Genomic DNA, 12,809 nt, shown 5'->3' with positions numbered 1-12,809 from the left:
GGCCGGCCGTCGCCGGGTCGCGCCGCCGGCCGGTCCTCTTCGGGCCGGTGGCGGGCCGAGCGCCAGCACGGGGTGGCGACGTGAGCGACCCGGTCGGCGGCCTGGCGGACGCGTCCGCCGGGTTGGTCGTGCACGGGGCGGACGTGGTGGACCGGTCCGCGCCGGCGTCCACCCGGGACGCCCTGGTCGCCCGGCGCGTGCCGGCGCGGCTGGCGGCGAAGGACCCGACGCTGTGGGGTCCGGCGGCCGAGGCGGAGGCGAGGGCCCGGCTCGGCTGGCTGGACACCCACCGGCGCAGCCTGGAGTTGCTGCCGCAGCTCGCCGAGCTGACCGCCGAGCTGGCGGACCTGGACCACGTGGTGCTAGCCGGGATGGGCGGTTCCTCGCTGGCCGCCGAGGTGATCGCCCGGACCCTGGGCCGGCCGCTGACGGTGCTCGACACCACTGACCCGGGCCAGGTCCGCCGGGCGCTGGCCTATCGGCTCGACCGCACGGTGGTGGTGCTGGCCAGCAAGTCCGGCAGCACCGTGGAGACCGACAGCCACTGGCGGGTCTACCGGCAGGCGTTCCGCGACGCCGGGATGACCGAGGCGGAGGCCGGCCGGCACTTCGTGGTGGTCACCGACCCGGGTTCCCCGCTGGGGGCGGTGGCCGCCGGGCTGGGCGCGATCACCGTGCCCGCCGACCCGGAGGTGGGCGGCCGGTACTCGGCGCTCACCGCGTTCGGGCTGGTGCCGACGGCGCTGGCCGGCGTGGAGGTGACCGAACTGCTGGAGGAGGCCGAGGCGCTCGCCGGAACGCTGGGCCGCGACCGCGACAACCCCGGGCTGGCCCTCGGCGCCGCCCTCGGTGCGGCGGCCACCTGCGGCCGGGACAAGGTGGCCCTCGTGCCCGACGGCACGGGGCTCGAAGGTCTCGGCGACTGGATCGAGCAGCTCCTCGCCGAGTCGACCGGGAAGGCGGGGCTCGGCGTGCTGCCGGTCCCGCTGGAGTCCCCCGCCGCGCCCGGCGGCCTGGGCCCCGACGTGCTCACCGTGAGCTACGGCGGGTCGCTGGCCCCCGGCGCGGTGCCCGGCGGGGGCCGCGCGCCCGACGTGGCGGTCAACGGTTCGCTCGGCGCCCAGTTCCTGACCTGGGAGTACGCCACGGCGATCGTCGGCGCGGTGCTCGAGGTGAACCCGTTCGACCAACCGAACGTCGCCGAGAGCAAGGAGAACACCGTCCGGCTGCTCGCCTCGGGCGTACCGGCGCGGGCACCGTCGTCGACCGAGGGCGCGATCGAGGTGTACGCCCCGGCGGGCACCCCGGTCGACGTTGCCGGCGCGCTGCGCCACCTGGCCCGCGGCATCGACGACGGGGGATACCTGGCGGTCATGGCATACCTGGACCGGCTCGGCGACGCCGCCGTCGCGCGGCTTCGGCCGCTGCTGGCGAACGTCACCGACCGGCCGGTGACCTTCGGCTGGGGGCCGCGTTTCCTGCACTCCACCGGCCAGTACCACAAGGGTGGCCCAAGGGTAGGGAGTTTCCTCCAGTTGACCGGTACGGTCGATGATGATCTGCCGGTGCCCGGGAAGCCGTACTCCTTCGGAGGGCTCCAGGCCGCACAGGCCGCCGGCGATCGGCAGGCCCTGACCGACCGGGGCCGCCCGGTGCTGCGGCTGCACCTGACCGACCGGTCGGCAGGGGTGGCCCAGCTACTCGACGCGGCCCGGCAACTGTGAACGTGACGATGGATGCTGTGAACCAGCGAAGCGAGGAGGCACCGTGAGTGCGAGGAGTGAGCCGATCTTGCGAGCCCCGCAGTCGCGAACCGAGGTGACCCCGTGAGTGCGAGGAGTGAGCCGATCTTGCGAGCCCCGCAGTCGCGAACCGAGGTGACCCCGTGAGTGCGAGGAGTGAGCCGATTTTGCGAACCCCGCAGTCGCGAACCGAGGTGGCCCGGTGAACCCGCTGCGTGACACACAGGACCGGCGGCTGCCGCGGATCCCGGAGCCCTGCGCTCTGGTGATCTTCGGCGTGACCGGTGACCTGGCGCGGAAGAAGCTGCTTCCGGCCGTCTACGACCTGGCGAACCGGGGGCTGCTGCCGCCCGGTTTCGTGGTGCTGGGCTTCGCCCGGCGCGACTGGTGCGACGGCGACTTCGAGTCGCTGGCCCACGACGCGGCGAAGGAACACTCCCGGACACCGTGGCGGGAGGAGGTCTGGGGCCGGCTGGCCGGCAACATCAAGTTCGTCGGCGGCTCGTTCGACGACGACGCGGCGTTCGACCGGCTCACCCAGACACTGAACGACCTGCGCGGCAGCCACGGCATCCACGGCAACGCGGCGTTCTACTTCTCGATCCCACCGGCGGCGTTCCCCGTGGTGCTCAAGCAACTCGCCCGCACCGGGATGGCCGACAACGAGAAGTGCGGCGGCTGGCGCCGGGTGGTGGTGGAGAAACCGTTCGGGCACGACCTGGCGTCGGCGAAGGAACTCAACGACCTGGTCGACGACGTCTTCACCCGGCAGGACGTCTTCCGGATCGACCACTACCTGGGCAAGGAAACCGTCCAGAACATCCTTGCCCTGCGGTTCGCCAACAGCCTGTTCGAGCCGCTGTGGAACTCCAAGTACGTCGACTCGGTGCAGATCACGATGGCCGAGGACGTCGGCATCGGCAGCCGGGCCGGCTTCTACGACTCGGTCGGCACGGCCCGCGACGTGCTCCAGAACCACCTGCTCCAGCTCTTGGCGCTGGTGGCGATGGAGGAGCCGACCAGCTTCGACGCCGACGAGATCCGGGCAGAGAAGCTGAAGGTGCTCAAGGCGATCACCCTGCCGAAGGACGTCTCGCGGGGCACCGTGCGCGGCCAGTACCTGCCCGGCTGGGTGGGCGGCCAGCGGGCCGTCGGCTACCTCGACGAGGACGGCGTGCCGGCGGACTCGACCACCGAGACGTACGTGGCCGTGGAGCTGGGCATCCAGAACCGGCGCTGGGCCGGGGTGCCGTTCTACATCCGGGCCGGCAAGCGGTTGCCCCGACGGGTCACCGAGGTCGCCATCATGTTCAAGAAGGCCCCGCACCTGCCGTTCAACCCGGCCGACATGGAGATGCTGGGCAACAACCAACTCGTCATCCGGGTGCAGCCCGACGAGGGCGTGGTGCTCAAGTTCGGCTCCAAGGTGCCGGGCACCACGATGGAGGTCCGCGACATCGCGATGGACTTCCAGTACGGCGAGGCGTTCACCGAGTCCAGCCCCGAGGCGTACGAGCGGCTGGTGCTGGACGTGCTGATCGGCGACCGTACCCTCTTCCCGGACGCCGCCGAGGTCGAGCAGAGTTGGGCGGTGGTGGACCCGCTGGAGCACGCCTGGGAGGGCACGAAGCCGGAGCCGTACCGGTCCGGCGAGTGGGGTCCCCGGGCCGCCGACGAGATGCTGGCCCGCGAGGGCCGGGCTTGGAGAAGAGCATGATCGGGCTGTGGGACACCACCGGCAACGAGGTGGTCAAGGCGCTCGCCGCCGAGCGGCGCAGCGCGGGCGGGGTGGCCAGCGGCATGGCGCTCACCCTGATCGTGGTGGTCGACGAGAAGCGGGTCCGCGAGGCGGAGGCGGCGGCGACCATCGCCGCCGCCGCCCACCCGTGCCGGCTGCTCGTGGTGGTCCGCTCCGACGTCGAGCGGGACCGCAACCGGCTGGACGCCGAGATCGTCGTCGGCGGCCGGCTCGGCCCGTGCGAGGCCGTCGTCACCCGGATGTACGGCCGGCTGGCGCTGCACGCCGAGTCGGTGGTGATGCCGCTGCTGGTGCCGGACGTGCCCGTCGTGACGTGGTGGCACGGCGAGCCGCCGACGGAGATCGCGACGGATTTCCTCGGCGTGGTCGCCGACCGGCGGATCACCGACTCGGCGCAGGCCGGCGACCCGATCGCGGCGCTGCGGCAGCGCGCCCACGACTACGCGCCGGGCGACACGGACCTGGCGTGGACCCGGATCACCCCGTGGCGCACGCTGGTCACCGGCGCGTTCGACACCACCGAGGCACGGGTCACCGAGGCCCGGGTGGTGGCGCCGCCGACCGACCCGACGGCGGCGCTGATGTGCGGCTGGCTGAACAGCCGGCTCGGCATCGACACGCGCTGGGAGCCCGCGCCGGAGGCCCCCCGGATGCGGGAGGTGCAGCTGAACTGCGCCAACGGCGACGTGCTGACCCTCAGTCGGGACGACAGCGTGGCGACCTTCCGGCGTACCGGGCAGGACGACCGGCAGTTGCCGCTGGTCCGCCGGCCGCTCGGCGACGAGCTGGCCGAGGAGCTGCGCCGGCTGGACGCCGACCAGGTCTACGCCGAGGCGCTGGGGGCGATGGCCGGCATCCGGGGGTTGCAGCAGCGTCCCGCCCAGCGGGTGCACGTCTGGAAGGACCCGGCGACGGCGAAACGGGCCGAGGCGGGGATCACCGCCCACGCCGGCACGAGCAGCAACGAGTGACGGTGGGTCCCGGGCTGGCCGTCGTGGCCGGCCCGGGGTCGCGCCGCCGCAGGGGCGACGGACGGCCCGTCCGGCCCGAGGGCACGACGGACCGCGAGGGCGGTCGGGAGGCGAAGGCAGAACAGATGAGTGAGGCGAGTGTCGCCGTCCATGCCAATGCCGACCTGCTGGCGCAGGCGGTGGCGGTCCGGTTGGTGGTGAGGCTGCTCGACGCGCAGGCGGAGCGGGGCCAGGCGTCGGTGGTGCTGACCGGCGGGCGGATCGCCGCCGCCGTCTACCGTGCGGTGGCCGCGCTGCCGGCCCGGGACGCGGTCGACTGGTCCCGCGTCGACGTCTGGTGGGGCGACGAGCGGTTCCTACCCGCCGGCGACCCGGAGCGCAACGAGACGCAGGCCCGCGCGGCGTTGCTGGACGCGGTGCCGCTGGAACCGGCCCGGGTGCACCCGATGCCGGCGTCCGACGGCCCGGCCGGGGACGACCCGGAGACGGCCGCCGCCGGGTACGCCGCCGAGCTGGCCCGCGCGGCCCGCCCGGGGCATGCGGCGCTCCCCCATTTCGACGTGCTGATGCTGGGGGTGGGCGAGGACGGGCACGTGGCCTCGGTCTTCCCCGAGCACCCGGTGCACCACGACACCCGGCCGGTGAGCGCCGTGCGGGGCAGCCCCAAGCCGCCGCCGGTGCGCACCACGCTGACCCTCCCGACGATCAACACGGCCGAGGAGGTCTGGTTGATCGCCAGCGGCGCGGACAAGGCCCGCGCGGTGGGCATGGCGCTGGCCGGGGCCGGCCCGGTGCAGCTCCCGGCGGCCGGGGCGCAGGGCGTCAGCCGCACCCTGTGGCTGTTGGACCGGGCGGCGGCAGCCGACGTGCCGCCCCGCCTGCGCAGCCTCCGCTGAACGGTGCAAGCAGGGCCCCCCTGTTAACGCTTTCGGTATAGCAGGGGGCCCCTGCTAACGCGCCCCGGGGCGCACGGTCAGGAGCCGCCACGGCGGCGGCGTAGGGCGGCCAGCGCCTCGGCCAGCAGCGCCTCCCCCTGCTCGGGGGTGCGCCGCTCCTTCACGTACGCCAGGTGGGTCTTGTAGGGCTCGGGGCGGGCCCGGCCCGGCGGGTCCGCCCGGTCCTGTCCGGCCGGGAGCCCGCAGCGCGGGCAGTCCCACAGCGACGGCGGCACCGCGTCCGCCGCAATGGGCACATCGACCCGGTGGTCGTTGCGGCACCAGTAGCTGACCGGCCGGCGCGGGGCCGGCACGTGCCGCTCGCTGAAGCGCTCCGGCCCTGACCCGATCCGGGTGCCCCGGATGACGTTGCCACTCGTCACGGCTGCTCGCTCCTGTCGTCGGAGGGGACCGCCGCGGGCGGGCGGCGGCGACGCGGGTGCAGCAAAGACAACTGCGCGCGGCCCGTCGGTGACGGACCGCGCGCAGATTGTACGACTCGGCGGCTCGCTCTCAGGCCCCGCCGGCCCCGCTGCCGACCTGGAGGCGCAACCAGAGCCCCAGCCCGACGATGCAGGCGAACCAGACGATGCCCACCAGGACCGTGTAGCGGTCGAGGTTCTTCTCGGCCACGGAGGAGCCGGCAAGGCTGGAGCTGACCCCGCCGCCGAACATGCTCGACATCCCGCCGCCCTTGCCTCGGTGCAGCAGGATCAGCATGGTGAGCATGATGCTCGTGATCGTCAGCAACACGATCAACGTGTATGCGAACCAGATCGGCATGGCTGGGGTCAGTCCTCTCGTAGCGATCCTCGCCCGGACAGGTCGGGCACTGCGGCACCGGCCGGTGGACGGGCGGAGTCAAGGATAGCGAGCCTTCAGCGGCTGATGTGCTCCGGGAACCGGCAGATCTTCGCGAATTCCTCGGCGTCCAGGCTCGCGCCGCCGACCAGGGCACCGTCCACGTCCGGCTGGGCCATGATCGAGGCGACGTTCGAGGACTTCACCGACCCGCCGTAGAGGATCCGGACCTGGTCCGCGGTCGCCTGGTCGTAGGCTTCGACGAGCCGCTTGCGGACCTCCCCGCACACCTCCTGGGCGTCCTCCGGGGTGGCGGTCTTGCCCGTCCCGATCGCCCAGACCGGCTCGTACGCCACGACGACCTTGGTGACCTGCTCCGGGGTCAGCCCCCGCAGCGCGCCGTCGAGCTGGTCGCAGCAGTGCGGCACGTGCCGCAACTGCTCGCGGACCTCCAGGCCCTCGCCGATGCACAGGATCGGGGTGAGCCCGTGGGCCAGAGCGGCGGTCACCTTGTCGTTGACCAGCGCGTCGTCCTCGTGGTGGTACTGCCGCCGCTCGGAGTGGCCGACCACCACGTACGTGCAGCCGAGCTTCGCCAGCATCGCCCCGGAGATGTCCCCGGTGTACGCGCCCGACGGGTACGGCGACAGGTCCTGCCCGCCGTAGCCGATCAGCAGCTTGTCGCCGTCCACCGCGGTCTGCACGGTGCGCAGGTCGGTGAAGGGCGGCAGCACCACGCACTCGACGTCGGTGAGCTGCTGCTCGGTGAGGCTCGCGGCCAGCTTCTGCACCAGCAGGTTGGCCTCGAAGTGGTTGAGGTTCATCTTCCAGTTGCCGGCCATCAGCGGCCGGCGGGTGATCGCCGCCATCAGTCCTCCAACGCCGCGATGCCGGGAAGGGTCTTGCCCTCCAGGTATTCCAGGGACGCGCCGCCGCCGGTGGAGATGTGCCCGAACGACGACTCGTCCAGCCCGAGGGCACGGACCGCCGCTGCGCTGTCGCCGCCGCCGACCACGCTGAACGCGCCGGACTTGGTGATCGCCTCGGCGACGCCCCGGGTGCCGTTGGCGAACGCCGCCATCTCGAACACGCCCATCGGGCCGTTCCAAAAGATCGTCTTCGCGTCGGCGAGCGCGGCGGCGAAGACGGCCACCGTCTCCGGGCCGATGTCCAGCCCGAGCCGGTGACTCGGGATGCCGTCGGCGCGGACCGTGTCGTGGGCCGCGTCGGGGGCGAAGGCGTCCGCCACCACCACGTCGACCGGGAGCACGATCTTGCCGTCGGCGCGCTCCAGCAGGCCGCGGCAGGTGTCGACCATCTCCTCCTCCAGCAGCGAGGTGCCCACCTCGTGGCCCTGGGCCTTGAGGAACGTGAAGCACATCCCGCCGCCGATGAGCAGCCGGTCGACCTTCGGCAGCAGCGCCTCGATCACCGCGAGCTTGTCGGAGACCTTCGAGCCGCCGAGCACCACCACGTACGGGCGCTCCGGCTCCCCGGTGAGCCGGGCCAGCACCTCCACCTCGCGCAGCACCAGCCGGCCGGCGACGTGCGGCAGCCGGGCCGGCACGTCGAAGACGCTGGCGTGCTTGCGGTGCACCGCGCCGAACGCGTCATCGACGTACGCCTCGCCGAGGGCGGCGAGCTGGTCGGCGAACGCGCCCCGCTCGGTGTCGTCCTTGCTGGTCTCACCCTTGTTGAAGCGCAGGTTCTCCAGCAGGGCGACCTCGCCGTCGGCGAGGGCGTCGACCGTGGACCGGGCCGACTCGCCGACCGTGTCCTCGGCGAACCGGACCTGCGCGCCGAGCAGCTCGCCGAGGCGGGCCGCGACCGGGCGGAGGCTGAACTTCGGGTCGGGCGCGCCCTTCGGGCGGCCCAGGTGCGAGAAGACCGCGACCTTGGCGCCGGCCGCCGTCAGGGCGGTCAGCGTGGGCAGCACCGCGCGGATGCGGCCGTCGTCGGTGATCGCCCCGGTCTGCTTGTCGAGCGGGACGTTCAGGTCGGCGCGCACGAGCACGCGCCGACCCGACACCCCCTCGGCGAGCAGGTCGTCGAGGTTGCGGATGGTCACAGCGACTGACCCACCAGCTTGACCAGGTCCACCAGACGGTTCGAGTAGCCCCACTCGTTGTCGTACCAGCCGACGACCTTGACCTGGTTGCCGATGACCTTGGTCAGCGGCGCGTCGAAGATGCACGACGCCGGGTCGGTGACGATGTCGGCGGAGACGATCGGGTCCTCGTTGTAGACCAGGACGCCCTTGAGCGGGCCCTCGGCGGCGGCCTTCAGCGCGGCGTTGACCTCGTCCACCGAGGTCTCCCGGCCCACCTCGACGGTGAGGTCGGTGGCCGAGCCGGTGGGGATCGGCACCCGCAGCGCGTACCCGTCGAGCTTGCCCTTCAGCTCCGGCAGCACCAGGCCGATGGCCTTCGCGGCGCCGGTGGAGGTCGGGACGATGTTCAGCGCGGCGGCCCGGGCGCGGCGCAGGTCCTTGTGCGGCGCGTCCTGGAGGTTCTGGTCCTGGGTGTACGCGTGGATCGTGGTCATCAGGCCCTTGGTGATGCCGAACGTGTCGTGCAGCACCTTCGCCATCGGGGCCAGGCAGTTGGTGGTGCAGGAGGCGTTCGAGATGATCGTGTGCTTGGCCGGGTCGTACTGGTCGTGGTTGACGCCCATCACGACCGTGACGTCCTCGTTCTTCGCCGGGGCGGAGATGATGACCTTCTTGGCCCCGCCGTCGACGTGCGCCCTCGCCTTGGTGGCGTCGGTGAAGAAGCCGGTGGACTCGATGACCACGTCGGCGCCGACCTCGCCCCACGGCAGCTTCGCCGGGTCCCTCTCGGCGAACGCCTTGATGGTCTTGCCGCCCACGGTGATCTCGTCGGCGGTCGCCTTGACCTCGTACGGGAGGCGACCCAGGATGCTGTCGTACTTGAGCAGGTGGGCGAGCGTCGCGTTGTCGGTCAGGTCGTTGACCGCCACGACCTCGACGTCCGCGCCGGACGCCAGCACGGCCCGGAAGAAGTTACGCCCGATGCGGCCGAAGCCGTTGATGCCAACCCGGATGGTCACAGGTCCCATCTCCTCGCGTTCTGATCCGCCGGCGTGGAATCCGGACCGGCGGAGTGGTGTGCGCCGACCGTTGGAGCCGGCCGTTGACAGTTCGTGTCGGCCACCCCGCCGCGGCCCGAGAGAACCTGACCGCCGGAGGCGGTGTGCACGGCGAGGAGTGCCGGTGCCGGCCCCCTTGCCGTACGCAGCGACCCTATCCGAGCGCGTGGTGGCACGCTGCGCCGGGTGGTGATCTCCTCGCGCCACCGGGGCCGGCGCCCACCCGAGTGACACGCGGCGGGAACGGGCGCCCACCCACCGCCGCCGTCCTATCAGACCACGAGCATGTCGGGCGTGACGGCCGCTTCGGTATCCGGGATGCCCAGGTCGCGGGCCCGCTTGTCGGCCAGGGCCAGCAACCGGCGGATCCGCCCGGCGATGGCGTCCTTGGTCAGCGGCGGATCGGCGAGCGCGCCCAACTCCTCCAGGGACGCCTGCCGGTGTTCCAGACGCAGCCGACCGGCGGAGGTGAGGTGGTTCGGGGCATCGTCGGCGAGGATCTCCAGCGCCCGGGTCACCCGGGCGGCGGCGGCCACGGCCGCCCGCGCCGAGCGGCGCAGGTTGGCGTCGTCGAAGTTGGCCAACCGGTTGGCGGTGGCCCGCACCTCCCGGCGCACCCGGCGTTCCTCCCAGGCCAGCACGCTGGAGTGTGCTCCTATCCGGGTCAGCAGCGCGGCGATGGCGTCGCCGTCCTTGACCACCACCCGGTCGACCCCGCGCACCTCGCGGTTCTTCGCGGTGATGCCGAGCCGGCGGGCCGCGCCGACCAGGGCGAGCGCCGACTCCGGGCCGGGGCAGGTGATCTCCAGCGCGCTGGAGCGGCCGGGCTCGGTCAGCGAGCCGTGCGCCATGAACGCCCCCCGCCAAGCGGAGACCGCGCAGCAGACGTTGGCGGCCACCACGTGCGGCGGCAGGCCGCGCACCGGCCGACCCCGCACGTCCAGCAGCCCGGTCTGCCGGGCCAGGGCCTCGCCGTCCTTGACCACCCGCACGATGAAGTGGCTGCCCTTGCGCAGCCCGCCGGAGGCGAGCACGTGGATCTCGCTGGAATAGCCGTACACCTCGGCGATCTCCCGGCGCAACCGCCGGGCCACCGCCCCGGTGTCCAGTTCGGCCTCGACCACCACCCGGCCGGAGACGATGTGCAGCCCACCGGCGAAGCGCAGCAACGCCGCCATCTCCGCCCGCCGGCAGCAGGGCTTGGGCACGTCGACCCGGCTCAGCTCGTCCTTGACCGCAGCCGTCATCGCCATTGTGCGCCCCCTCACGGACCGGTTCCGGCGTGTCGCCGGAGATTACGTACGTGCTTAACGATCGGCGCCCAGGACAGGCACCAGGGCGGCGCCCAGGGCGGCCGGATCGTGACGGGGTTCGCCGTCGACGACGGCGACCGGGGCGAGGACCAGCCGGGCACCCAGCGATTCTGCCGCACGTTCGACCGGGGCGGGATCGCCCACCGCCTTGGAGTCCGCCAGTACCAGGTCCACCGTCAACTCGGGCAGATAGTGCCGCAGGGTGGCCAGGTGGTCAGCCAGGGAGAGCCCGAGGGTCTCCTTCTCCGCCGCGAGGTTGAGCGTGACCAGCCGACGGGCCGGGCTCGCCACGATCGCGGCGGCCAGCCCCGGCACCAGCAGGTGCGGCAGCACGCTGGTGTACCAGCTACCGGGTCCGAAGATCAGCCAGTCCGCCTCGGCGGTCGCCGCCACCGCCTCCGCGCAGGCGGCCGGGCTCGTCGGGGTGAGCCGCAGCGACTCCACCCGCCCGACGGTGACCGCCACCTGGTGCTGGCCACGCACCGTGCGCACCTCGTCCGGGTACACCGGGTCGGCGCCGCGCACCCGGGCCTCGATGCCGACCGGCTGGCGGGACATCGGCAGCACCCGGCCCACCGCGCCGAGCATCGCCCCGGCGTGCTCCAGGGCGACCACCGGGTCGCCGAGCAGCTCGATCAGCCCGCAGAGCACCAGGTTGCCGACGGCGTGCCCGGCCAGCCCGTCGTCGGTGTCGGCCGGGTCGCCGGGGGTGTCGGCGAAGCGGTGCTGGAACAGCCCGGCGGTGCGCCGGGTGGCCGGGTGGTCCCCGGCGAGGGCCACCAGCGCCTGGCGCAGGTCACCCGGGGGCAGGCCGCCCCGCCGGGCACGCAGCCGGCCGCTGGAGCCGCCGTCGTCGCCGACGGTGACCACGGCGGTGATGTCCAGGTCGAGCTCGGGGACGCACCGGCGCAGCGCCCGCAGGGACACCGACAGGCCGTGCCCGCCACCGAAGGCGACCACCCGGGCACGCCGCCCGGCGGCCCGGTCCCCCGGCGCACCGCCCGGTTCTCGCAGCTCGCCGGTGGCGTCCCGTCGCACACCGCCCGGTTCTCGCAGCTCGCCGGTGGTGTCCCGCCGCACACCGGCCCGGTCAGCGCCCACGCCCGGTGATTGCGATTCTGTCGGCGGCGTCATTCCCGTCCCAGGTCGCGGTGCTGGGCATTGGCCGCCAGGCCGGAGTGGCGCAGCCGGGCGGCCAGTTCCTCGGCGATGGCCACGCTGCGGTGCTTGCCGCCGGTGCAGCCGACCGCCACGGTCAGGTACCGCTTGCCCTCCCGCTCGAACCCGACGGTGGTGGCGTTGACCAGGCCCGCGTACGTCCCGACGAAGGCGTCCGCGCCCTCCTGGCCCAGCACGTACGCGCTGACCGCCTCCTCCCGACCGGTGTGTTCCCGCAACTCGGGCACCCAGTACGGGTTCGGGAGGAACCGGGCGTCGAGGACGAAGTCGGCGTCCGGCGGCAGGCCGTACTTGAAGCCGAAGGAGAGCACGGTGATCCGCAGCCGCCGGGCGTCCTCGCCGCCGAACAGCTCCTCGATCCGGCGGCGTAGCTGGTTGACGTTCAGGTGGCTGGTGTCGATGATCACGTCGGCCTGATCGCGGGCCTCCTCCAGCAGGCCCCGCTCCACGGCGATGCCGTCGGCGAGACGCCCCTCACCCTGCAACGGGTGCGAGCGCCGGACACTCTCGAACCGGCGGATCAGCACCTCGTCGTCGGCGTCGACGAAGACCACCCGGGGGGAGAAACCCCGGTCCTTCAGTTCCCGGATCGCCCCGGCCAGGTCCGTGGAGAAGGCACGGGAGCGCACGTCGAGCACCATCGCCGTACGCCGGGCCGCGCCGCCGGCCCTGACGGCCAGCTCGGCCATGTCGAGCATGAGCGCCTGGGGCAGGTTGTCGACGACGTAGTAGCCGACGTTCTCCAACGCCCGGGCCACGGTGCTGCGCCCGCCACCGGACACGCCGGTCACCACCACCAGGGTGGTGTCCGCCTCCGTGGCCGCCGCGGTCGCCGCCGCCTCGGTCACCCCCTCCGTGGCTGCCTCAGCCACCGCCGGTGTGGGGCCGTCGCCGGCCGGAACCTCGGGCGTCCGCGCCTCGTTCACTGCCCACTCCCCACGGATGACGCACGGCCGACCTGACCGCGATGGCCGCCCTGGAACTCTATCCCGCTCCACCCC

General features: G+C 73.2%; 12 protein-coding genes. 4 read left to right on the top strand and 8 right to left on the bottom strand.

Going from position 1 to position 12,809, the window contains the following annotated elements; all coding sequences use genetic code 11:
- The first annotated feature begins 80 nt into the window (after positions 1–80).
- The 4 genes from E1258_RS09695 (at position 81) to pgl (ending at position 5,368) form a co-directional block, all read left to right on the top strand.
- Entirely contained in the window at positions 81–1,724 is a 1,644-nt protein-coding gene (locus E1258_RS09695; RefSeq protein WP_132398858.1) for a glucose-6-phosphate isomerase, read from the top strand.
- 220 nt (positions 1,725–1,944) lie between these two features.
- A complete protein-coding gene (gene zwf, locus E1258_RS09690; RefSeq protein WP_007072043.1) occupies positions 1,945–3,459 on the top strand; it encodes a glucose-6-phosphate dehydrogenase in 1,515 nt (504 codons plus the stop codon).
- Positions 3,456–4,472, top strand: a complete 1,017-nt coding sequence (locus E1258_RS09685) for a glucose-6-phosphate dehydrogenase assembly protein OpcA (RefSeq protein WP_132398856.1) — start codon at positions 3,456–3,458, stop codon at positions 4,470–4,472. The genes zwf and E1258_RS09685 overlap by 4 nt, the downstream gene beginning before the upstream one ends.
- A 125-nt stretch (positions 4,473–4,597) precedes the next feature.
- A complete protein-coding gene (gene pgl, locus E1258_RS09680) occupies positions 4,598–5,368 on the top strand; it encodes a 6-phosphogluconolactonase (RefSeq protein ID WP_132398854.1) in 771 nt (256 codons plus the stop codon).
- 77 nt (positions 5,369–5,445) lie between these two features.
- Here the strand turns inward: pgl and E1258_RS09675 are convergent, their stop codons facing one another.
- The 8 genes from E1258_RS09675 to rapZ all read right to left on the bottom strand — a co-directional run bounded on the left by E1258_RS09675 (position 5,446) and on the right by rapZ (position 12,656).
- Positions 5,446–5,790, bottom strand: coding sequence for an RNA polymerase-binding protein RbpA (locus E1258_RS09675; RefSeq protein ID WP_132398852.1), 345 nt, complete (start codon positions 5,788–5,790; stop codon positions 5,446–5,448).
- Between the two features lie 130 nt (positions 5,791–5,920).
- A complete protein-coding gene (gene secG, locus E1258_RS09670; RefSeq protein ID WP_007072047.1) occupies positions 5,921–6,190 on the bottom strand; it encodes a preprotein translocase subunit SecG in 270 nt (89 codons plus the stop codon).
- 95 nt (positions 6,191–6,285) lie between these two features.
- Positions 6,286–7,077, bottom strand: coding sequence for a triose-phosphate isomerase (tpiA, locus tag E1258_RS09665; protein WP_007072048.1), 792 nt, complete (start codon positions 7,075–7,077; stop codon positions 6,286–6,288).
- A complete protein-coding gene (gene pgk / locus E1258_RS09660; RefSeq protein WP_132398850.1) occupies positions 7,077–8,276 on the bottom strand; it encodes a phosphoglycerate kinase in 1,200 nt (399 codons plus the stop codon). The genes tpiA and pgk overlap by 1 nt, the downstream gene beginning before the upstream one ends.
- Positions 8,273–9,277 (bottom strand): type I glyceraldehyde-3-phosphate dehydrogenase, encoded by a 1,005-nt coding sequence (gene gap, locus E1258_RS09655; RefSeq protein ID WP_132398848.1) that lies wholly within the window; start codon positions 9,275–9,277, stop codon positions 8,273–8,275. Before gap ends, pgk begins: the two co-directional genes overlap by 4 nt.
- Before the next feature lie 311 nt (positions 9,278–9,588).
- Positions 9,589–10,569 (bottom strand): DNA-binding protein WhiA, encoded by a 981-nt coding sequence (whiA, locus tag E1258_RS09650; RefSeq protein WP_007072051.1) that lies wholly within the window; start codon positions 10,567–10,569, stop codon positions 9,589–9,591.
- 54 nt (positions 10,570–10,623) lie between these two features.
- On the bottom strand, positions 10,624–11,643 hold the full coding sequence (gene yvcK, locus E1258_RS09645; RefSeq protein WP_243715305.1) for a uridine diphosphate-N-acetylglucosamine-binding protein YvcK: 1,020 nt from the start codon (positions 11,641–11,643) through the stop codon (positions 10,624–10,626).
- A gap of 116 nt (positions 11,644–11,759) precedes the next feature.
- The gene (rapZ, locus tag E1258_RS09640; protein WP_132398886.1) at positions 11,760–12,656 is read right to left on the bottom strand and encodes an RNase adapter RapZ; all 897 of its coding nucleotides are present in this window, start codon (positions 12,654–12,656) and stop codon (positions 11,760–11,762) included.
- Between the last annotated feature and the right edge of the window lie 153 nt (positions 12,657–12,809).

The sequence above is a fragment of the Micromonospora sp. KC207 genome, from assembly GCF_004348615.1.
In the GTDB taxonomy this organism is placed as follows: domain Bacteria; phylum Actinomycetota; class Actinomycetes; order Mycobacteriales; family Micromonosporaceae; genus Micromonospora.
This window is presented reverse-complemented; position numbering and strand designations above follow the sequence as displayed.

Bases quoted from the DNA above. Each gene is read 5' to 3' on its own strand.
- E1258_RS09685 (WP_132398856.1), top strand. From the start codon at position 3,456: ATGATCGGGCTGTGGGACACCACCGGCAACGAGGTGGTCAAGGCGCTC.
- pgl (WP_132398854.1), top strand. From the start codon at position 4,598: ATGAGTGAGGCGAGTGTCGCCGTCCATGCCAATGCCGACCTGCTGGCG.
- secG (WP_007072047.1), bottom strand. From the start codon at position 6,190: ATGCCGATCTGGTTCGCATACACGTTGATCGTGTTGCTGACGATCACG.
- tpiA (WP_007072048.1), bottom strand. From the start codon at position 7,077: ATGGCGGCGATCACCCGCCGGCCGCTGATGGCCGGCAACTGGAAGATG.
- whiA (WP_007072051.1), bottom strand. From the start codon at position 10,569: ATGGCGATGACGGCTGCGGTCAAGGACGAGCTGAGCCGGGTCGACGTG.